Source organism: Catellatospora chokoriensis (genome assembly GCF_011297315.1).
Taxonomy (GTDB): Bacteria; Actinomycetota; Actinomycetes; order Mycobacteriales; family Micromonosporaceae; genus Catellatospora; species Catellatospora citrea.
Map to the genome: position 1 here is coordinate 220,218 of NZ_JAAOTI010000014.1, position 20,217 is coordinate 240,434.

Annotated in this window: 18 protein-coding genes; 14 read left to right on the forward strand and 4 right to left on the reverse strand. The window is 72.9% G+C overall.

The features are described from left to right. The first annotated feature begins 7 nt into the window (after nt 1-7). The 9 genes from HAV39_RS22245 (at nt 8) to HAV39_RS22285 (ending at nt 14,559) form a co-directional block, all read left to right on the forward strand. Entirely contained in the window at nt 8-2,242 is a 2,235-nt protein-coding gene (locus tag HAV39_RS22245) for a TOMM precursor leader peptide-binding protein (protein ID WP_191841084.1), read from the forward strand. After that, nucleotides 2,239-4,158 carry a TOMM precursor leader peptide-binding protein gene (locus HAV39_RS22250; protein WP_191841085.1) on the forward strand — a complete coding sequence of 640 codons (1,920 nt, stop codon included), beginning with the start codon at nt 2,239-2,241 and terminating at the stop codon, nt 4,156-4,158. Before HAV39_RS22245 ends, HAV39_RS22250 begins: the two co-directional genes overlap by 4 nt. A gap of 60 nt (nt 4,159-4,218) precedes the next feature. After that, entirely contained in the window at nt 4,219-5,790 is a 1,572-nt protein-coding gene (locus HAV39_RS22255) for a nitroreductase family protein (RefSeq protein WP_203736072.1), read from the forward strand. 65 nt (nt 5,791-5,855) lie between these two features. Next, on the forward strand, nt 5,856-8,606 hold the full coding sequence (locus tag HAV39_RS22260) for a lantibiotic dehydratase (RefSeq protein ID WP_373311582.1): 2,751 nt from the start codon (nt 5,856-5,858) through the stop codon (nt 8,604-8,606). Then, entirely contained in the window at nt 8,603-9,661 is a 1,059-nt protein-coding gene (locus HAV39_RS22265; RefSeq protein WP_191841087.1) for a lantibiotic dehydratase C-terminal domain-containing protein, read from the forward strand. Before HAV39_RS22260 ends, HAV39_RS22265 begins: the two co-directional genes overlap by 4 nt. Then, entirely contained in the window at nt 9,658-10,869 is a 1,212-nt protein-coding gene (locus HAV39_RS22270; protein WP_191841088.1) for a metalloprotease, read from the forward strand. The genes HAV39_RS22265 and HAV39_RS22270 overlap by 4 nt, the downstream gene beginning before the upstream one ends. Before the next feature lie 14 nt (nt 10,870-10,883). Continuing rightward, a complete protein-coding gene (locus HAV39_RS22275; protein ID WP_239120090.1) occupies nt 10,884-11,813 on the forward strand; it encodes an ABC transporter ATP-binding protein in 930 nt (309 codons plus the stop codon). Continuing rightward, nucleotides 11,810-12,565: an ABC transporter permease gene (locus HAV39_RS22280; protein WP_120315860.1), complete on the forward strand. Its 756-nt coding sequence runs from the start codon at nt 11,810-11,812 to the stop codon at nt 12,563-12,565. The genes HAV39_RS22275 and HAV39_RS22280 overlap by 4 nt, the downstream gene beginning before the upstream one ends. Next, nucleotides 12,562-14,559 carry a TOMM precursor leader peptide-binding protein gene (locus HAV39_RS22285; protein WP_191841090.1) on the forward strand — a complete coding sequence of 666 codons (1,998 nt, stop codon included), beginning with the start codon at nt 12,562-12,564 and terminating at the stop codon, nt 14,557-14,559. The genes HAV39_RS22280 and HAV39_RS22285 overlap by 4 nt, the downstream gene beginning before the upstream one ends. A gap of 169 nt (nt 14,560-14,728) precedes the next feature. Here HAV39_RS22285 and HAV39_RS22290 read toward each other — a convergent pair whose 3' ends face one another. The 3 genes from HAV39_RS22290 to HAV39_RS22300 form a co-directional block, all read right to left on the reverse strand. Then, nucleotides 14,729-14,905 carry a thiazolylpeptide-type bacteriocin gene (locus HAV39_RS22290; RefSeq protein ID WP_120315858.1) on the reverse strand — a complete coding sequence of 59 codons (177 nt, stop codon included), beginning with the start codon at nt 14,903-14,905 and terminating at the stop codon, nt 14,729-14,731. 309 nt (nt 14,906-15,214) lie between these two features. Next, a complete protein-coding gene (locus tag HAV39_RS22295) occupies nt 15,215-15,391 on the reverse strand; it encodes a thiazolylpeptide-type bacteriocin (protein ID WP_120315857.1) in 177 nt (58 codons plus the stop codon). 291 nt (nt 15,392-15,682) lie between these two features. Further along, on the reverse strand, nt 15,683-15,859 hold the full coding sequence (locus tag HAV39_RS22300; RefSeq protein ID WP_120315856.1) for a thiazolylpeptide-type bacteriocin: 177 nt from the start codon (nt 15,857-15,859) through the stop codon (nt 15,683-15,685). 149 nt (nt 15,860-16,008) lie between these two features. On the opposite strand from HAV39_RS22300, the gene HAV39_RS22305 reads away from it, so the two are divergent. The 5 genes from HAV39_RS22305 (at nt 16,009) to HAV39_RS22330 (ending at nt 19,689) form a co-directional block, all read left to right on the forward strand. Continuing rightward, entirely contained in the window at nt 16,009-17,292 is a 1,284-nt protein-coding gene (locus HAV39_RS22305) for an amidohydrolase (protein ID WP_191841091.1), read from the forward strand. 50 nt (nt 17,293-17,342) lie between these two features. Then, a complete protein-coding gene (locus HAV39_RS22310) occupies nt 17,343-17,660 on the forward strand; it encodes an ArsR/SmtB family transcription factor (protein ID WP_120315854.1) in 318 nt (105 codons plus the stop codon). Nucleotides 17,661-17,710: 50 nt separating this feature from the next. Next, a complete protein-coding gene (locus HAV39_RS22315) occupies nt 17,711-17,893 on the forward strand; it encodes a hypothetical protein (protein ID WP_120315853.1) in 183 nt (60 codons plus the stop codon). 266 nt (nt 17,894-18,159) lie between these two features. Further along, on the forward strand, nt 18,160-19,221 hold the full coding sequence (locus HAV39_RS42790) for an N-acetylmuramoyl-L-alanine amidase (protein ID WP_239120088.1): 1,062 nt from the start codon (nt 18,160-18,162) through the stop codon (nt 19,219-19,221). Nucleotides 19,222-19,287: 66 nt separating this feature from the next. Beyond that, on the forward strand, nt 19,288-19,689 hold the full coding sequence (locus tag HAV39_RS22330) for a PPOX class F420-dependent oxidoreductase (RefSeq protein ID WP_191841092.1): 402 nt from the start codon (nt 19,288-19,290) through the stop codon (nt 19,687-19,689). Between the two features lie 47 nt (nt 19,690-19,736). Here HAV39_RS22330 and HAV39_RS22335 read toward each other — a convergent pair whose 3' ends face one another. After that, nucleotides 19,737-20,138: an ATP-binding protein gene (locus tag HAV39_RS22335; RefSeq protein WP_191841093.1), complete on the reverse strand. Its 402-nt coding sequence runs from the start codon at nt 20,136-20,138 to the stop codon at nt 19,737-19,739. Nucleotides 20,139-20,217 lie beyond the last annotated feature (79 nt).

Consider the following 20,217-nt stretch of genomic DNA (forward strand, 5'->3'; position numbering starts at 1 on the left):
ATCCACCATGACCACCGCCTACGAACGAGTCGCCGACACCCGCCCACGGGTCCGCCGTGACCTGCTGTTCACCCGCACACCCGACGGGGTGCTGTTCCACAACTCGCAGGGCGGCTTCCGGGTCAACGCCAGGACGGCGTACCGGCTGGCATCGCTGCTCATGCCGCACTTCACCGGCCGCAACCGGGTCGCGGACATCTGCGCCGGGCTCGGCGCCGACCAGCGGGAGATGGTCGGCGAGCTGGTGAGCGCGCTGTACGCCCGGGACTTCGCGCGGGCCGCGGAGCCGACCGACGACGGCACCGGCGAGCCGATCCTGGCCGCCGCGGTCGCCGAGCGGTTCGCCGCGCAGATCGCCTACATCGACCACTACGCCGACGCCCCGGAGACCCGGTTCGACCGGTTCCGGCAGGCCCGGATCGCCGTGCTCGGCGAGTCGCCGGTCGCCCGCTGGTGCGCCTCCAGCCTGGTCCGCAACGGTGCGGCAGTGCTCGGCGTGGTGCCCGGCGGCGGCGAGGCGGCCGACCTGCACGAGCAGAACCTGGCGGAGGCCGCCGAGCTCACCGCGGCCGCCGCGCCCGTGACCATCCTGCCGCTGGGCGAGGCCGGGTCCGTGTTCGACTGGGCCGATCTCGCCGACTACGACGTGGTCGTGGTGGCGGGCGGCGAGCGCGCGCCGTACCAGACGCTGCGCCTGCTGTCGGCGGGTGTGCCCGAGGGCAAGACGCTGGTGCCGACCTGGGTCTTCGGCGAGCGGGCCGTCGTCGGCCCGCTGATGACCGCCGGCTCGGCCGGCTGCTGGACCTGCTCCGCGCTGCGGCTGAGCGCCAACGGCGACGCCGGTGTCGGCGCCGCGCTGTGGAGCACGGTGGCGCTGCCCGAGGCGGTGGCCGCCCCCGTGCGCCGCCCGGGCGGCCCGCTGGCCGCGATGATCGGCAACCTGCTCGGCTACGAGGTGTTCCGGATCGCCACCGGCGCGCTGCCGGCCGAGACCGCGGGCAAGGTGATCATCCAGAACCTGGCCTCGCTGGACGTGATCAGCGAGCGGCTGCTGCCGCATCCGCGCTGCCCGCACTGCGGTCCGTCGACGGCGGCCGGCGACGACGTGCTCGACACCTCCTGGCGCACCACGGCCGACGTGGCGCTCGCCGCCGCGGCCGCCGCGCGCGCCAACGCCGAGGCCAACGCCGACGACGCGGCCGACGCCCTGGTCGAGGAGCTCAACGCCCGCGCGATGCTGCTGCAGCCGCACACCGGCGTGTTCGTGAAGTACACCGACGAGCAGTGGACGCAGACCCCGCTCAAGCTCAGCACCGTCGAGCTGGCCACCGCCGCCGGGCAGCGCCGCCAGGTGTCCGCCTTCGACGTGCACCACGTCGCGGGGGCACGCCGCCGGGCGCTGCACGAGGCCGCGGTGGTCTACGTGGAGCGCGCCGGACTGCTTCCCGCGGCGGACCCCACCCTGCCGCGGCTCGACGCGGCGGCCTTCGGCACCGCCACGGGTGTGCCCGCGGTCGGCGACCCGGCCGGCCCGCAGACCACGGCGGTCTGCCTGACCACCGGTGAGGCCGTGCAGGTGCCCGTCGCGGCGGTCCAGCCGTCCGGCCCGGCCAACCAGCGGCGGGTCTTCGCCGCCACCCGGGCCGGTGCGGGCGCCGGCGCCGACCTCACCGAGGCGGTGGGCCAGGGCCTGCTGTCCGCACTGGCGCACCGGGCGCTGACCGCGGCGATCCGTGGCGGCGAGGTGACCCGGATCGGGCTGGACACCATGGACGGCGACGCCGAGCTGACCTTCCTGGTCAAGTCGGCGCACAACCTCGGCATCCGGCTCGACCTGCTGGAGCTGCCGGGCGACGGGGCCGGGCACGCGCTGTTCGCGCGCACCCCCGCGCCCGAGGGGGCCGGCTGGGTGTGGGCGGTGGCCGCCGACACCTCCTGGCAGGCCGCGGCGCTGGCCGCGGTGCGCGACCTGCTCGGCCAGGTGCAGCTGCGCCAGCAGCTGCCCGCGGACGCCGCCGTCGACTGCGGGGACCCGGTGCTCGGCGACTTCGACGCCGGCACCCTGCACCCGACCGGGTCCGCCGCGGCGACCCTCGACGCCGCCACCACCTGGACCGGGGTGCTCGACGCGCTGAGCTGCCTCGGGCTGACCGCGCTGGCCGTCCCGACCACCCCCGAGGACCTGCGCACGGCCGGTATCCACACGGCCCGGGTGCTCCTCGCGCGGAGGGCCGACCGATGACCACCGCGCAGGTCCTGTGGGACCGCACCTGCGCGCCGCTCGACGCCGCGCTGCGCCGCAGCGCCCAGCGCTGGGGCGGGACGCGCCGGCCGGTCGAGGTGAGCGCGCTCGGGGTGCGCGACGAGCTGTCGCGCCCCGCGACCGGGCTGTCCGCGGGCGGCGTGCCCGTGCACGTGTACGGCCGCACCGCCATCGTCGGGCCGATCGGCACGACCGGCGCCTGCGGGCGATGCCTGGCCCGGCGGTGGCAGTCGATCCGCTCGACGGACCTGCGGGACGCGCTGGAGCTCGGCTCGGACACCGAGGCGGTCGGGGACAACCCGTACGCGACGGCGTTCGCCGCCGACACGGTCGCCGCCCTGATCACCGAGCTGGTCCGCGCGGAGCAGCCGGCGCGCGACGACACGACGGCGTGCGTCTACCAGGTCGACCTGGAGACGCTGCGGGTGCGGCGCTGGCCGCTGGTGCCCGACGCCGAGTGCCCCGACTGCGCCCGGCAGCTCGACGACACCGCCGAGGGCGCGCAGATCACGCTGCGTCCCGCGCCGAAGCTGGACCCGGGCTCGTTCCGGGTGCGCAAGGTCGAGGACTACGGCTTCGAGCTGGAGGCCTTCGCCAACCCGGTGTGCGGCGCGCTGAGCACCAACCTGCTCTACGACATGTCCTCGGTGTCAACCTCGCCGACCATCGGCGCGTTCACCCTGCGCTCCGGGGTGTACCTGCGGGAGACGCTGTACGGCGGCCACGCCGACACGTACGCCCGCAGCGCGCGCATCGGGGTGCTGGAGGGCATGGAACGGGCCGCCGGGCTGCGCGCCCGCGCCAAGCCGGCGAAGGTCGTCGCGTCGCTGCGCGACCTGGGCGACGCCGCGCTCGACCCGCGGGTGTGCGGGGTGCACTCCGACGAGTTCTACGACAAGAACCCCTACGTCACCCGGTTCACCCCGGAGCGGGAGATCCCCTGGGTGTACGGCTGGTCGTTGCGCGACCAGCGGCCCGTGCTCGTGCCCGAGGTGCTGGTGTACTACCACGCCACCGGCATGGAGAACCGGTTCGTGCAGGAGACCTCCAACGGCTGCGCCTCCGGCGGGTCGCTGGAGGAGGCCATCTACTTCGGGCTCATGGAGCTCGTCGAGCGCGATGCGTTCCTGCTGATGTGGCACGGGCGCAGCGCGCTGCCGGAGATCGACCCCCAGTCCAGCGCCCGGCCGGCGACCCGGCACATGGTGGACCGGATGGCGATGTACGGCTACCAGGCCCGCTTCTTCGACACCCGCATCACCTTCGACATCCCGGTGGTCACCGGCGTGGCCGTACGCCGCGACGGGGGCCTGGGCACGCTGTGCTTCGGCGGTGGCGCGAGCCTCGACCCGGAGGCGGCGATGAGCGCCGCGCTGTGCGAGATCGCCACCGACTCGGTGAAGGTGCGCGGGCGCACGCTGGCCGACGAGGCCCGGCTGCGCACGCTGACCGAGGACTTCGACCTGGTCCGCGGCCTGCACGACCACCCCCTGATGTACGGCGTGCCGCAGATGCGGCGCTACGCCGAGTTCCTCATCGGACCGGAGGGGCAGCCGCACACGCCCGCCCGCCCGGTCGCCGAGATCTACGGCGGCAGCCGCCCGGCCCCGCCGCTCGCCACCGACCTGCGCGAGGACCTGGAGCGCTGCGTCCAGGCGGTGACGGACAAGGGCTTCGACGTGATCGTGGTCGACCAGACCATGCCCGAGCAGCGCGACCTCGGCCTGCACACGGTCAGCGTGCTGGTGCCCGGACTGCTGCCGATCGACTTCGGCTGGATGCGCCAGCGGGCCCCGCTGATGCCCCGGGTGCGCACCGCGCTGCGGGCGGCGGGACTGCGCGACATCGACCTGCGTCCGCAGGACCTGAACCCGGCGCCACACCCCTTCCCCTGAGCCGACGACGACGAGAGAGGAACCACCGTGGGATACGCCCATGACTACGCCACGGCGATCATGCACCGGGGGCGGGTCGCGATGCCACCGTTCAACTTCGAGCCGAACTGGCCGGATGCGCCGCGCAAGAGCAAGTTCTACCCCGACGCGGAGAACCTCCCGCTGCCCGACGCGCCGCCACCCGCGGACGCCACGGTGCAGGCCGGGCTCGACGCGCCCGGCGAGCCGGCGGCCGGGTTCACCCTGCCGCTGCTCGGCGGGATGCTGCGCGACTCGTACGGGCTGCTCGGCCGCCGCCTCGGCGTGCAGGCCAACACCGACATGGCGGCGCTGCCGCAGTACGCGTACGCCAACTGGCACCGGGGCACCGCCTCGGGCGGCGGGCTCTACCCGTGCTCCGTCTACTGGGTGTCGGGGTCGAGCGGCCCGATGACCCCCGGGATCTACTACTACGCCAACCCGCAGCACGCCTTCCAGCGGCTGCTCACCGGCGACGTGACCGAGCGGGTCCGCCGCGCGCTGGGCGACCTGCCGCTGCCGGAGGGGACCGACCAGTTCCTCGTGATCGGCGTGAAGTACTGGCAGAACGCCTTCAAGTACAACAGCTTCTCCTACCACGCCGTCAGCATGGACGTCGGCACGGTGCTGCAGACCTGGCGGATGTGGGCGCAGGCACAGGGCCTGCGCATCGAGCCCGCGCTGTGGTTCGACGCCGCCGCGCTGGGCGACCTGGTCGGCGCGGGCGGCGACGCCGAGGGCGTCTTCGCGGTCGTGCCGCTGGCCTGGGCCGGCGCCGCGGTGTCCCGGCCGGCCGGGAACCCCGAGGGCGAGCTGGGCGACGACCCGGCCCCCACGGTGCGGCTGCGCGACCGGGAGCGGTCGCGGACCGTGCTGCACTTCCCGACCCTGACGAAGATCCACCGGGCCACCAGCGCGCACGCCGCCGAGCGGCCGGACCCCGGGGCGCTGGCCGCCGCGGCGGCCCTGCCCGTCCCGGCGGACGGCGAGCGGATCACCCTGCCCGCCCCGCAGCCGCTGGACGCGGGGATCCGGGCCACGCTGCGCAGCCGGCGCAGCAGCTTCGGCCGGTTCGAGGCCGAGCGGGTGATGACCGCGGGGGAGCTGGGCACGCTGCTCGCGGCGACCGCGACGGCGAACCTCAACGGCGACGCGGGCCCGGCCGAGGTGAACCTGACCAAGCTCTACGCCTACGTCAACCACGTCCAGGACGTGCCCGCGGGCAGCTACGAGTACGACCCGAGGGCGCACGCGCTGCGGCTGGTCGACCCGGTGCCGCCGGGCGACTTCCTGCAGCGCAACTACTTCCTGTCCAACTACAACCTGGAGCAGGCGGGCGCGGTGGTGGTGCCCACCATCCGCACCGCGGCCGTGCTCGACGCCGTCGGCGACCGCGGCTACAACGTGGTCAACGCGACCATCGGCGCCGTGGCGCAGATCTTCTACACCGCCTCCGCGGCCCTCGATCTGGGCTGCGGCGTCGCGCTGGGGTTCGACAACATCTCGTACATCGAGCAGCTCGGCATCGAGCAGACGGGCGAGATGCCCCTGCTGATCATGCTGGTCGGGCACGAGCGTCGCCACCCCGCCGACTTCCGCTACGAGCTGGTCTGAGCGAAGGGAATGGAGGGACCGCCGTGAACACATCACCCCCGACCCGCGCTCCGCGGGGCGAGGACATCGGGACGGCCGGGGCGAGGGCCCCGGCCTGGAGCCTGGGGCCGCAGTTCATGCTCCGCAGCGCCGGCCTGCCGGTGCAGGCGGTGCACGGGCTGCGTTGCGCCGGCGCGAGCGCGTGGGCCGACGAGGTCATCGCGCTGGAGGAGCAGCTGCGCGGCCGTGCCGCGCACCTGAGCGACCTGCTGCACGAGCTGATCGGGGCCAACTCCGACGACCAGGCGCGCCGCAGGCTGCTGGCGCTGCGCCGGCAGGTCTTCAAGAACGCGCTGCCCGCCGACCCGGCCGAGGCCGTGCGGCTGGTGCTGGCACAGGACGTGTTCACGGCCGCACAGCTGTCGGACTGGATCGACGACCGGCGGCGCGTCGACGCGAAACGGGCCCAGGGCGCGGCGCTGCTCGCCGCGGACCTGGACCGCAACCGCGCGGCGCTGCGCGAGCTGATCACCGAGGACCGGCTGCGGCTGGGCCTGCTGCTGGCCTCCCCGGTGCTGGAGGGGCAGCTCGACGCCCTGCACCGGGAGGCCCCCGGCGGCAAGGTGGACAAGAAGCTGCGCAAGCTGGAGCGCTCGGTGCTGTCCTACCTGTACCGCACCGCCTGCAAGACCAGCCCCTTCAGCACCTTCACGGGTATCGGGCTGGGCGGTTTCGACGGCGGCGGCGAGGGCCACCACATCACCGCCGACCCGCGCTGGTCCAGCCACGTCCGGCTGAACGTGGTCGTGCTGGGCCGGCTCGCCGAGCTGATCCTGGCCGACCCGGCGCGGCGCGGCGACCTGCCGGTGACGCTCAGCCCGGGCTGGCGGCGCGAGGAGGACCGGGTCCGCTACGTACGCCGGTGGGTGACCGTCGGCGACGACAGCGCCTCGGTCAGCTTCGACTCGGTCAAGGACGGGCTGTTCTTCCTGCGCCGCAGCGGGATCCTGGACCGGATCATCGAGCTGTTCGCCGACGGTGCGCGGCTGCGCTGCCGCGACATCGTGGACTGGCTGGCCCGCCAGCCGGGCACCCAGCCGCACGAGTGCGAGCAGTACCTGTCCACGCTGCTGCGGCTGGGCATGCTCCAGGTGCAGGGCCTGGAGACCGATGTGCACACCGCCGACCCGGTGCGCGCCTTCCAGGCGTCGCTGCGCGCGGTCGACACGTCCTGGGCGTTCGAGGTGGCGGGGTGGCTGGACACGCCGCTGGCCTGCCTCGACGCGTACCCGGCGGGTGACGTCGGGCAGCGGCGGCGGCTGCTGGCGCAGCTGCGGGAGAGCCTGCAGGCGATCCAGCAACGGCTCGGCGACGAGGCGGCGAGCCTGCCACAGGCGCTGGTCTACGAGGACGTGCGGACCGGCGAGGTCCGGGCCGCGGGCGCGGCCTGGCGGGAGCTGTTCGGGCCGGCGATCGCGGGCATCGAGCGCATCCTGCCCGCGTTCGACATGACGCTGGCGCACCGGATCACCTTCAAGGGCTTCTTCCTGGCCCGCTTCGGCCGCGGCGGGCGCTGCGACGACATGCTCGGCCTGGTCGAGGACTTCCACGAGGACCTCTACGACCAGTACGTGTCATACACCGCCGACCGGCGGCCGTTCGGCGACGACCACGAGTACGTGCCGGAGGAGAACTGGCTGGCGCTGCCCGGCATCACCGCGCTGGACGCAGCCCGGCGGCAGTTCGCCGGCCGGATGCGCAAGCTGTGGGAGGACGCGGCCGGGCGCGACGAGATCGTCATCGACGACGACTTCATCGCCCACGTCGGCGAGGAGCTGGCCCCGGTCGCCGGCGGCTTCGTGCCGCAGGGCCACTTCATGCAGCTGGTGGACCGGCCCGACGACCCGCTGCTGGTGCTCAACCAGTCCTTCGGCGGGCTGTCGTTCCCGTTCAGCCGGTTCACGCACTGCTTCGACGGCTCCGCCCAGGACGGCACGGCGGGTCCGCTGTCGGCCGGGCTGCGCCGCCACGCGGCCGCCATCCAGCCGGCGGGCGCGGTGTTCGCCGAGGTCACCGGTGGCAGCGCGTCCACCAACCTCAACCTGCACGGGCAGCTCACCGACTACGTGATCGTCTGCCCGGGGGAGTCGAGCACCGTGCCGGAGGCCGACCAGCTGCCGCTGGACGACCTCTACCTGGTGCACGACGCCGACGCCGACCGGGTGGTGCTGCGCTCGCGGCGGCTGGACCGCGAGGTGATCCCGGTGTACCTCGGCTATCTGATGCCGATGGCGCTGCCGGAGATCTCCCGCACCCTGCTGCTGCTGTCGCCGGCCTCGATGGCCCGGCTCGACGTGTGGGGCGGCGTCGCGCCGGCCGTGCCGGACCGGGGCGTGTCCCGCCGGCCGCGGGTGCGCCACGGCCGCCTCGTGGTGAGCCGACGCAGCTGGTCGGTGCTGGTCGCCGACCTGCCGCTGCGCAACGCCGCGGGCACGGACGCCGACTGGTTCCTCGACTGGAACCGCTGGCGGGCCGAGCACGGGGTGCCGCGCCGGGTGTTCGCCACCCTGTACGGCAACGGCGGCCGCGCCGTCGGCGGGGCCAAGCCGCAGTACCTCGACTTCGACAGCTTCCTGTCGCTGACCGCGTTCGAGGCGCTCGTGAAGAGCCCCGAGGCCCGGGTGGTGCTGCGGGAGATGCTGCCGGCCGAGGACGAGCTGCACGTCGGCTCCGAGCGGGGCGACCACGTCGCCGAGTTCGCGATCGAGACCCTGCACCACGCGGCGTCGCCGGCGCCGCTTGCCGCGCACACGGACCCCAGGGGTGCATCGTCATGACCCAGACCATTCCGGCGCCCGCGGGCGCCGTCACCGGCGAGTGGCTCGCCATCCACGTCTTCTACGCCGCCAACCCGCAACCGCTGCTGACCCACTGCGTGGGCCCGCTGGTCAAGGAGCTGACCGAGGACGGCCTGCTGGCCGGGTACTTCTTCATCAACTACTGGCTGGAGGGCACCCACATCCGGCTGCGGCTCAAGCCGGCCCGGCCGGAGCACACCGAGCAGGTCACGGCCCGGGCGGAGGCGGAGATCAACGCCTTCCTGCGGCGGCGGCCCGCGCTGTACGAGATGGGCACCGGTTTCCTCGGCGAGCTCTACAACAAGCTCTTCGAGCTGGAGTTCCCCGACGGCCGCCCGGCGCACCTGATCGGCGACGACGGCCAGATGCGCATGCAGCCGAACAACTCCTTCGCCTACCGCGACTACGAGCCCGAGTACGGCAAGTACGGCGGCCCGGCCGGCATCGCCCTGGCGGAGTGGCACTTCCAGCACTCCAGCGACACGGTGCTGCACGCGATCCGCACCATGAACCTGCACCTGCGGCCCGTGCTGTTCGGCGTCGCCGCGCAGCTGATGCTGGTGATGGCGGCCTGCTTCCTGCCCGACCGGCGCAAGCTGGTCGACTTCCTGGACAGCTACCACACGTTCTGGCACAGCGCGTTCGCCGGCACGAACTTCATCGGCACCAACGAGTACGCCCGCATGTACGACGGCATGGCCGGCGACCTGTCGGCCCGCTTCGTCGAGGTGCTGGACGTGCTGGAGCGGCGTGAGCTGGACCGCCTGCCGGAGTTCCTGCGCGCCTGGGCGGTGCACTGCTTCGAGCTGGCCGACCGGGCCCGCGAGCTGTCCATACGCGGCGAGCTGGTGCTGCGCTCGTGGGACGGCTCCGGCGACCGGGCCGTCACCGACCCGGAGCGGGCGCTGCCGCTGGTGCTGTCGCCGTACCTGCACATGACCAACAACCGCTTCCACGTCACCATCCGCGACGAGGCGTACCTGTCCTACCTGCTGGGCCGGTCGCTGCGGGAACGGCTGGAGGCGGCGCCGTGAGCACCCGCACCCTCACCGACGCCCGCCCGCGGCTGCGCGGCGACCTGCTGCTGAGCGCGCCGCTGCAGCGCGGGCCGGGCACCGTCTACCTGGTGAAGGACCCGCGCAACGGGCGTGCGTTCGAGATCGCCCAGCGCGAGCACTTCCTCATCAGCAGGCTCGACGGGGCGCGCTCGCTGGCGCAGATCGGCACGGAGTACGCGGCGGCCTTCGGCCGCAGGCTCGGCGACGGCCACTGGGAGCAGCTGCTGTGGCTGCTGCACGGGCGGCAGTTGCTGGCCGGCAGCCCGGCGGAGGCGGCGGCACCGGAGCCGGTCCGCCGGGTCCACCGGTTCCGACTGGTCCGCGACGCCGCGGCGGTGGTGGACCGGGTCCACGGCTGGGTGCGGTTCGCCATCCGCGGCCCGGTCGTGCTGGGCGTGGTGCTGGCCTGCGCGGCCATGCTCGCCGTGCTCGGCGTGCACCTGCCCGAGCTGGTCGACGGGTTCCGCGGCCTCGGCGGGCAGCCGTGGGCGATCGTCGCGGTGTTCCTGCTGGTCTGGGTGAGCGCCGCGCTGCACGAACTGGCGCACGGCGTGTCGGCGCGACACTTCGGCTGCACGGTCAGCGGCATCAGCATGCTGACGCTATCGTGCACTGTGGACAACCTCCTGTACCTCCAATCACGACGGAGGCAGGCCGCCATCGCGGCATCGGGGGCCCTGGTCAACGCGGCATACCTGCTGCCGTTCGCGGCGGCCTGGCTGCTGCTGCCGGCGCAGTCCGCCGTGCGGGCGCCGCTGGCGGGCTTCCTGCTCGTCGGCGCGGTGCAGGCACTGGTGAACCTGATCCCGCTCGCGCCGCTGGACGGCTACCGCATGCTCAGCTACGCGCTGCGGGTGACGAACCTGTCCGGGGAGAGCCGCCGCTTCCTGCAGCTGTCGCTGTGGCGGCCGTTCGGGCGCGGACCGGGTGTCGCAGGCTACCCGTATCGTGCGAAGGTCACCTATGTCTCGTACGGGCTCTGGTCCGCCGCCGTCATCCTACTGGTCGGTACGGGATTGACGTTGATCTGCTACGCCCCGTTGGCAGATCATTTCGGTACATCGGCCGCCGTCATCCCCGGACTGATCGTCGTACTGACGCTCGCCGGCTGGCTGGCGCGTCCATCACGCATCCAGGCTCCACAAACGACCGCAAGTGTCAGAGGAGAGGCAAAGGACCGATGAGTGAGGTTGAGGAATTGAGCGTCGTAGACGCGGTCGACGCGGGCGGCTCGCCTGCGATCGTGATAGACGGGGTGTCCAAGAGCTACGGCGACGTGCACGCGGTGCAGGGCGTGTCCCTGTCCATCGGGCAGGGCGAGTTCTTCGGCATCCTCGGCCCCAACGGCGCGGGCAAGACCACCCTGATCGAGATCGTGGAGGGTCTGCGCGATCCGGACGCCGGCCGTGTGTCGATCTTCGGGTTGTCGCCGCATCCGCGCAACCTGGCACTGCTGCCCCGGATGGGGGTGCAGACGCAGAAGTCCGCGTTCTTCACCCGGCTCACCGCGCGGGAGCACCTGGAGACGGTGGCCGCCCTGTACGGCAAGGACGCCGCGGCGGCGCAGCGCGCGCTGACCGTGGTCGGCCTGGACGGCTCGGCGAACGTGCGGGTCACCGACGTGTCCGGCGGGCAGCGGCAGCGGCTGGCGATCGCCTCCGCGCTGGTGCACGACCCGGAGGTCATCTTCCTGGACGAGCCCACCGCGGCGCTCGACCCGCAGGCCCGCCGCGACCTGTGGAAGCTGCTGCGCGAGCTGAAGGCGGCCGGCAAGACCATCGTCTACACCACGCACCACCTGGACGAGGCCGAGGCCCTCTGCGACCGCGTCGCGATCGTGGTCGCCGGCAAGGTCGTCTCGCTGGGCAGCCCGCACCAGCTGGTGAACGACTCCGGCCTGCCGACCCGCCTGCTGGTGGCGGTCGACCGGATCACCGTCGAGCAGGCCCGCGCCATCCACGGCGTGGACTCCGTGACCGTGGAGGGCGGCTCCGTCGTCATCTCCAGCCGCAACGCCGCCAAGGTGCTGTCGGCCGTCGCCGAGGTCGCCGGCCTCGACGGCGTGCAGACCCGCACCGCCACCCTGGAAGACGTCTACCTCGAACTGACCGGATCGGAGCAGCAGTGAGCGCCTACGCAGCACTGACCAGGGCGAGCTTCAAGGCCTCGGTCCGAGACACCGCCACCGTCTTCTTCACCTTCGCCTTCCCGCTGCTGTTCCTCATCACGTTCGGCCTGATCTTCCAGGGCCGCGAGGTCGACGACACCGGCTACCACTACATCGACTACATCGCTCCCGGCGTGCTGTCCTGGGGCGTCGCCAACGCCGCGCTGTTCGGCGTCGCGTTCAGCCTCATGAGCTGGCGCAACGACGACCTGCTGCGGCTGATCCGGCTCAGCCCCGCCAGCATCTGGTCGGTGCTCAACTCGCGCGCCGTGGTCTCGCTGCTGGTCTCGGTGCTGCAGTCGGTGCTGTTCATCGGCGTCGCGCTGCTGCCGTTCTTCGGGCTGGAGCTGCACGCCAACTGGCTGCTGTCGCTGCCGGTGCTGGTGGTGGCGGTGTCGGCGTTCCTCGCCCTCGGCGTGATCGTCGGCAACTTCTCGAAAACGCCGGAGGCCGTCGCCGCCATCGCCAACTGCATCATCGTGCCGATGGCCTTCATCGCCGGCTCGTTCTTCCCGCTCGACATGATGCCGGGCTGGATCGAGGCGGTGTCGCGGGCGCTGCCGCTGCGCTACGTCAACGACGGCATGTCGTACGCCCTCAACGGGCGCGGCGACCTGACGGATTACCTGGTGGCACTCGGCGCGCTGGTGGTCTACACGGTGGGCTTCGGCGCGATCGCGCTCAAGACGTTCCGCTGGAGCAACAAGTCATGACCCCCGTCGCCCCCACGGGAGCCGGAGCGGCGGCGCGCGTCAGCGCGCCGCTCGCCCCGGCGGCGCTCGCCCTCCAGGCGGCGCTGACCGAACGCCATGACCGCGCCGGTTACCCGTGGGTGCCCGGCGCCGTGCCCCCGCGTGTGGTGGCACTGGGCGACGCCGACGTGCTCGGCGCGGCCGACCCGCGGCGGGCCGCCGCGAACGTCACGCTGACCTCGGGCGCGGTGCTCGTCGGACCCTGGTCCGCCCCGGGCGCCGCGCCCGCGGTCCCCGCCTGCGGGCACTGCCTGGGGGTGCGCTGGCAGCGGCTGCGGTTCCGCACCGAGCGCGACGCGCTCGAGATCGGCACCGAGATGACCCCGGCCGGCAGCTGGCCGCTGCTGTCGGCGTACGTCGTCGACGCGACCTGGAGCCTCTACGAGGCGACCGTGCTCGGCCGGGCGGAGACGCCGCTGACCCTGGCGCACACCACCGGGGACGGCGACGCCGACGCGGCGCTGCCCCGGGTGTGCGCGCTCGACCTGCGCACGCTGCAGGTGCGCACGGTCCCGATCCTGGCCGACCCGCTCTGCCCCGGCTGCGCGGTGTCCGGGACGGACAGCCCGGTCGCCGGGCCGCTCACGCTGACCCCGCACGGCAAGCGCACCCCCGACAGCTACCGGCTGCGCTCGGCCGACAGCTACCCGCTGCCGGTGCAGGCGCTGGCCAACCCCGTGTGCGGGGCGCTGGGGGCGGGCACCTTCATCAACGTCACGTCGCCGACCACCGCCCCGGTGACCGGCAGCGTGTTCATCCGCGGGTACGCCGGGCTGCTCGACGTGAGCTGGAGCGGGCAGGCCAACTCGTTCGCCACCAGCCGCAGCCTGGCCTTCCTGGAGGGGCTGGAACGGTACGCCGGCTCGCACCGCCGCCGGGCGGAGCGGCTCGTCGTCGACTCCTACGCCAACGTCGCCGACCACGCGCTCAACCCGGAGGACTGCGGGCTCTACGACCCGGACGTCTACCGGACCGACCCGCTGGCCGCGCCGTACTCACCGGATGCCGCGATCCCCTGGATCTGGGGCTACTCGCTGCGCGATGAGCGGCCGATCCTGGTGCCGCGCCGGTTCTGCCACTTCAGCTCCGGGGCGCCCGGCGACAACTTCGTCTTCTCCTCCTCCAACGGCTCCGCGACCGGCAGCTGCCTCGAAGAGGCCGTGCTGTTCGGGCTGCTGGAACTCATCGAGCGGGACTCGTTCCTGCTCGGCTGGTACGGCAACGCCGACCTGCCCCGGATCGACCTGGACTCGTGCGACAACGACGTGGTCCGGGCCATGGTGGACCGGGCGGCGCTGCAGGGATACGACATCCTCGCCTTCGACAACCGCATCGACCTCGCGGTGCCCGTGGTCACCAGCCTCGCGGTGCGCCGCGACGGTGGTCCGGGCACGCTGTCCTTCGCCGCCGCGGCGGGCTTCGACCCGCAGGCGGCGCTGGAGGGCGCGCTGTCGGAGGCGCTGACCTACATCCCGCAGCAGCCGCGCTCGGTGCGCCGGCGCGAGCCCGAGCTGCGGGCGATGATGCACGACTACCGGCTGGTCCGCCAGCTCACCGACCATGCCGGGCTGTTCGGCCTGCCGGAGATGCGCCACCACGCGGACTCCTACCTGCGGGTCACGGAGCAGCGCCCCATGTCCGACCTGTACGCGACCTGGAACGCCCGGCGCGGCGCGTCCCGGCACCTGCTCGACGACCTGCGGCTGTGCCAGCAGGAGCTGGTCGACGCGGGCTCGGACGTGATCGTGGTGGACCAGACCACGCCGGAGCAGTCCCGGATGGGGCTGCGTTCGGTGTGCACCATCGTGCCGGGGCTGCTGCCGATCGACTTCGGTTGGGCCCGCCAGCGGGCCCTGCGGATGCCGCGGCTGCGCACCGCGTTCCGCCGGGCCGGCCTGCGCGACACCGACCTGGCCGACGGGGAGCTCCGGGTGGTGCCGCATCCGTTCCCGTGACCGTGTCCACGGCCCCGTCCGGCGCTGCGCCGGGCGGGGCCTCTCGTTTCACCGGCCCCGGCTCGCTCCGGGGCCGTCGGCGTGTCCACCGGTGACCGGGCCCGGAAACGCTTTTGAGGCAGCCGCTCCCGGTGGGGGCGGACTGCCTCAATGGGCCTTGCGGGGTGGCTCAGGCGCTGCAGCTCGTGGTGGAGGTGGTGGCGCTCGTGGTCGAGGTGGTCGACGAGCACGAGCACGAGGCGAGGATCGACTCGGCGGCGTCGGCGTAGTCCGAGATCGCGAACGTCTCGGTCTCCAGCGCCAGGATCTCGTCGGTCAGCTTCACCATCGTGGCGGTCTCCTGCATGACAACTCCCCTTGTCTCGGTGACCCCGGCCGGCCTGTCCGGCCCCGGTCTCTGTTGCCTCTTCATTCCATCGGAGGCCGCTCACCGATCGACATGCATGACCCTGTCAGGGCGCTGTCCGCGGGTGACAGCGTGGTGACAGCACAAAGGGGCACCGTGCTCGCTCGACAGGGACGAGCGACGACGGCGCCGCGGACCGCTGCGCCGGCTGCCGTGCCGGCCCGGCGGGAGTCGGATCTGCGGCGATCGCCCCGGGGGAGCGGGGCGACCGCCGCACAGGTGGTGCGGGGCCCGTGCGGGCCGCGGGGATCAGGCGCTGCAGCTCGTGGTGGAGGTGGTGCTGGACGTGGTCGACGTGGTCGCGGACGACGAGCACGACGCGAGGATGGCCTCGGCGGCGTCGGCGTAGTCCGAGATCGCGAAGGTCTCCGACTCGAGCGCGAGGATCTCGTTGGCGAGGTTCGCGAGCTCGTTCTTGTTCTGCATGATCTGCTCCCTGGTGTCCGCACCGGCCGGCTTTTCCGGCCGGTCGCGCTTACATGTCTATTCAATAAGGCCCCGCTCTCCGATCGACAGGTGTTCCGCTGTCACCTCGCTAACCACTCGCGACAGTGTTCGGACAGCAATCGGACATCCATTGGACAGGGCGGTCGGATAGTGGCCGACGGGTCCACTGACACCGATGTGTCCGGGCCCCGGAAACGGTTTGAGGCGGTCGCCCCCCGGGTGGGGGGCGACCGCCTCATGGGGTCGCCGGGCCGGCCGAAGCCGGGTTCGTCAGGCGCTGCAGCTCGTGGTGGAGGTGGTGCTGGAGGTGGTCGACGTGGTCGCGGACGACGAGCAGGAAGCCAGGATGGCCTCGGCGGCGTCGGCGTAGTCCGAGATCGCGAAGGTCTCCGACTCGAGCGCGAGGATCTCGTTGGCGAGGTTCGCGAGCTCGTTCTTGTGCTGCATGATCTGCTCCCTTTGTTGTGCCGGCCGGCCGTTCCGGCCCGCTTTTCTCTTGCTTCTCCATTTCACCCGGCCGCACTCACCGATCGGCCGGTGTCCCGCTGTCACGTCGCTTTCGAATGGTGACAGCAAAGCGAAAGGAGCGATGAACGATGTCCACTGGGGAATCGGTGCTGTCCGGGGTGGAGGAGGCGGCCGCGGCCGCCGGCGAGCTCTACCGGGACCTGCACGCCCATCCCGAGCTGTCGGGGGCCGAGCACCGCACCGCGGCCGCGCTGGCCGCGCGGCTGCGCGACGCCGGGTTCGCGGTGACCGAGGGGGTGGGCGGCACCGGGGTGGTCGGCGTGCTGCGCAACGGACCCGGCCCGACCGTGCTGCTGCGGGCCGAACTGGACGCGCTGCCGGTGGCCGAGCAGACCGGCCTGCCGTACGCGAGCCGGGCCGCCGGCGAGGGTGCGCCCGTGATGCACGCCTGCGGGCACGACCTGCACGTGGCGGCGCTCGCCGGGGCGGCCGTGCTGCTCGGGTCCGGGCGGGCGCACTGGGCGGGCACCGTGCTGGCCGTGGGGCAGCCCGCCGAGGAGACCCTCACCGGGGCCCGGGCCATGCTCGACGACGGGCTCTACGAGCGTTTCGGGCGGCCGGACGTCGTGCTGGCGCAGCACGCGGCGCCGCTGCCGGCGGGCATGGTGGCGCACGGCGGCGGCCCGATGACCGCCGGCAGTGCCACCTTCGAGGTGGTGGTGCACGGGCGCGGCGGCCACGCGGGCAGCCCGCACCGGGCCGTCGACCCGGTGGTGACCGCCGCGGCCATCGTGCTGCGGCTGCAGACGGTCGTGTCGCGTGAGGTGGGCCCGGCGGAGCAGGTCGTGCTGACGGTGGGCACGCTGCACGCGGGCACCCAGGCCAACGTGGTGCCGGACCGGGCGACGCTGGGTCTGACCGTGCGGTCGGTGTCGCCCGACGCGCTGGCCCGGGTGAGCGAGGCGGTGCGCCGGGTGGTGACGGCCGAGTGCGCGGCGTCGGCCTGCCCGTCCGATCCGGAGATCACGCTGGTGTCGAGCTCGCCGGTGAACATCAACGATCCGGCGGCGATGGCCCGCACCCGGGCCGCGCACGAGCAGTGCCTGGGCGGGCAGCGGGTGGCGTGGTTCCCGCCGTCGCTGGCGACCGAGGACTTCCCGCACTTCACCGAGTCCGGCGCGGCCGGCGTCTACTGGATGCTCGGCACGGTCGGCCCCCGGCAGTGGGCGGTGGCCCCGGGCGCCACGGCGACGGAGAAGCTGCAGTCGCTGCCCGCCAACCACTCGCCGCGGTACGCCCCCGATGTGGACCTGGCCCTGCCGACCGGGATAAGGGCCCTGGTCAGTGCGGCGCTGGCGCATCTGGACGGTGCCGCACCCGACGGTGAGAGATCTTCTTCCGTGGATGCTTGACACGGCGCCTTGCACCTGCCAACATCTATTGGCATGTGCAAGGGGCAAACGTGAGATCCGCGGAACTGACGGGTGACGAGCTCGCCAGACTGCTCGCCACCCTGGCGAGCCCGCACCGGATGCGAGTGGTGGCCGCGCTGGCCGGCGGTCGCGACTACGTGAGCCGGCTGGCCCGGCAGTTGGAGATCAGCCGCCCGCTGCTGCAGGTCCACCTGCAGAAGCTGGAGGCAGCCAGGCTCGTCCGATCGGCGATCGAGGTGTCGGAGGACGGCAAGGCGATGAAGTTCTACGAGCTTGAGGACTTCAGCGTGTTGCTGTCCCCCGAAACGATCGCCGGCGCCGTCCGCACCCTCAGCCCGACCGACTGACCCACCCGCCCTCCGGCCCGCAGGCGGCCGGAACACCCAAGGAGCCTCCCGTGGACTACATGATCATCGGCCTCGTCTTCGTGGTCAGCCAGGCCGTCGTGGCGATCGTCTACATCACCATGAACCGGCGCAACGTGATCGCCAAGCAGCAGCAGGAACAGCTCGGCACGCAGCTCGCCGAGATCAAGAACCGGATGGACTCGATCGAGCGCGTCCTCAAGACCGTCGACTGACCCGTCCCGCGTCCGGCCCGCAGACCAGCCGCCGGTGACGACACGTTGCGCTGCTCCCCAGCTGTGTCGTCACCGGTGGCGCCGGGCTCGCCGACCCGCTGCCGGTGACGACACCCTGTGCTGCTCCCCAGCCGTGTCGTCACCGGCAGTGACGCTTAGGTAGGAAAACTACAGAGATTCAACGAGTTTCGTAGACATCTTTCTTTGATCTATCGAAGGTCGTTATAGTCGCGCCGAGCCGACCCCCACCACCCTGAGAGGTGCTCATGCTCGGTAACCCCTCCGTGCGCCGCCGCACCCTGCTGGCCGCAGCCGCCGGCATCGCGGCGGCCCCGTTCGCGGCGCGCCCCGCCTTCGCCGCCAACCCGAAGGTCTACCTCGATCCCGGACACGGCGGCACCGACCCCGGCGCGGTCGCCAACGGGCTCCAGGAGAAGGCGCTCACCCTGAACATCGCCCTGCAGATCCGCAACATCCTGCAGGCCAACTACGCCGTCGACGTGCGGATGTCGCGCACCACCGACACGACCGTCAGCCTCGCCCAGCGCACCGACGACGCCAACGCCTGGGGCGCCACGATCTTCGTCAGCGTCCACATCAACTCCGGCGGCGGCACCGGTTTCGAGAGCTACCGCTACCTGACCTCCGACACGGCCACCGTCAACCTGCACAACGCACTGCACTCGCGGGTGCTCTCGGGCATGCGCACCGCCGGCTCGGTCACCGACCGCGGTCTGAAGACCGCGAACTTCCACGTGCTGCGCGAGTCGAACATGCCCGCGGTGCTGACCGAGAACCTGTTCATCGACACCGTCGCCGACGCCAACCTGCTCAAGAGCGCGGCGTTCCTCACCGCCACCGCGCAGGGCCACGCCAACGGCATCGCGGCGCACCTGGGGCTGTCCGCGCCGCCGCCGAGTTTCAGCACCATCGTGGACAACACCACCGCGGGCCGGTTCACGGCCAGCGCCAACTGGGGCACCTCGACGTTCTCCGGCCAGCGCTACGGCGCCGACTACCGCTTCGCCAACCCGGTGCTGGCCAGCGACGCGGCCTGGTTCAAGGTGAACATCCCGGCCACCGCCAACTACCGCGTCGACGTCTGGCACGCCGCCGACCCCGGCTACAGCGCCTCCGCGCCGCACGTCGTGGTGACCTCCGGCGGCAACCAGACCGTCAACCTCGACCAGCGCACCGGCGGCGGCGCGTGGCGCTCGCTGGGCACCTTCAACCTCGCCGCGGGCGACTACAACGCCGTCGGCGTCAGCCGGTGGACCAGCGCGGCCGGCTACGTCATCGCCGACGCGGTGCGGGTCACCCGCGTGTAGGCGTGCTCGAAGCTCCGTCCATGCTGTTGGATCGGTGTGGACGGAGCTTCGGCAGGGGGAGTGCGCATGGTCGGCGGCAGGCGGGACCTCTCCGGTGCGGGCCTGCTGTTCCTCGCGGAACGGCGGCTGGCGACGCTGACCACCCTGCGGCCCGACGGCAGCCCGCACGTCACCCCGGTCGGCTTCACCTACGACCCGGCAACCGGCCTGGCCCGGGTCATCTGCGACGGGGCCAGCCGCAAGGCCGCCAACGCGCGCGGCAACCCGGCCGTGGCACTGTGCCAGTTCGAGGGCCGCTTCTGGCTGACCCTGCAGGGCGAGGCGACGGTCACCGGCGACCCGGATCGGGTCGCCGACGCCGTCGCCCGGTACACCACCCGCTACCGCGAGCCCCGCGTCAACCCGAACCGGGTCGCGCTCGAGATCGCGGTGACCCGCCTGCTGGGGGACTCCTCGCTGCTGTCCTGAGCGGTGTTCCGGCCGCCGGGCGCGCGAGCGGGCGCTCGCGCGCCCGGTCAGCTCAGGCGGCATTCCAGCCAGACGACCTTCCCGGTGCGGCCGGGCACCACGCCCCACCGGGCCGACAGGTCGTCGACGAGGCCCAGGCCGAGTCCGCCGTCGACATCCGCCGGACGCGGCGACGGTGGCTGCGGGCTGCGGTCGGTCACCTCGATGCGCAGCCCGTCGCCGGTGCGGGCCAGCCTGATCGCGACCGCCCCGCCACCGTGCAGCACGGCGTTGCTCACCAGCTCGCAGGCGAGGATGAGCGCGTCCCCCGCCGGGTCGCGCAGCTTCCACGCGCCGAGCTGCGTGCTGACGAACTGCCGGGCGAGCACGTTGCTGGCCCGGCCGCCCGGCAGCCGGATCGATGCGGCCGTCACGGGCATCCCGCCTCCGCCGCGCCTGCCTGCTTTCATGATCCACCTCCTGGTCTCCACGGGGATTCGGGGCCGGACGGCATCCGGATGGGCGGCCATCGACGGACCGCCCACGCCG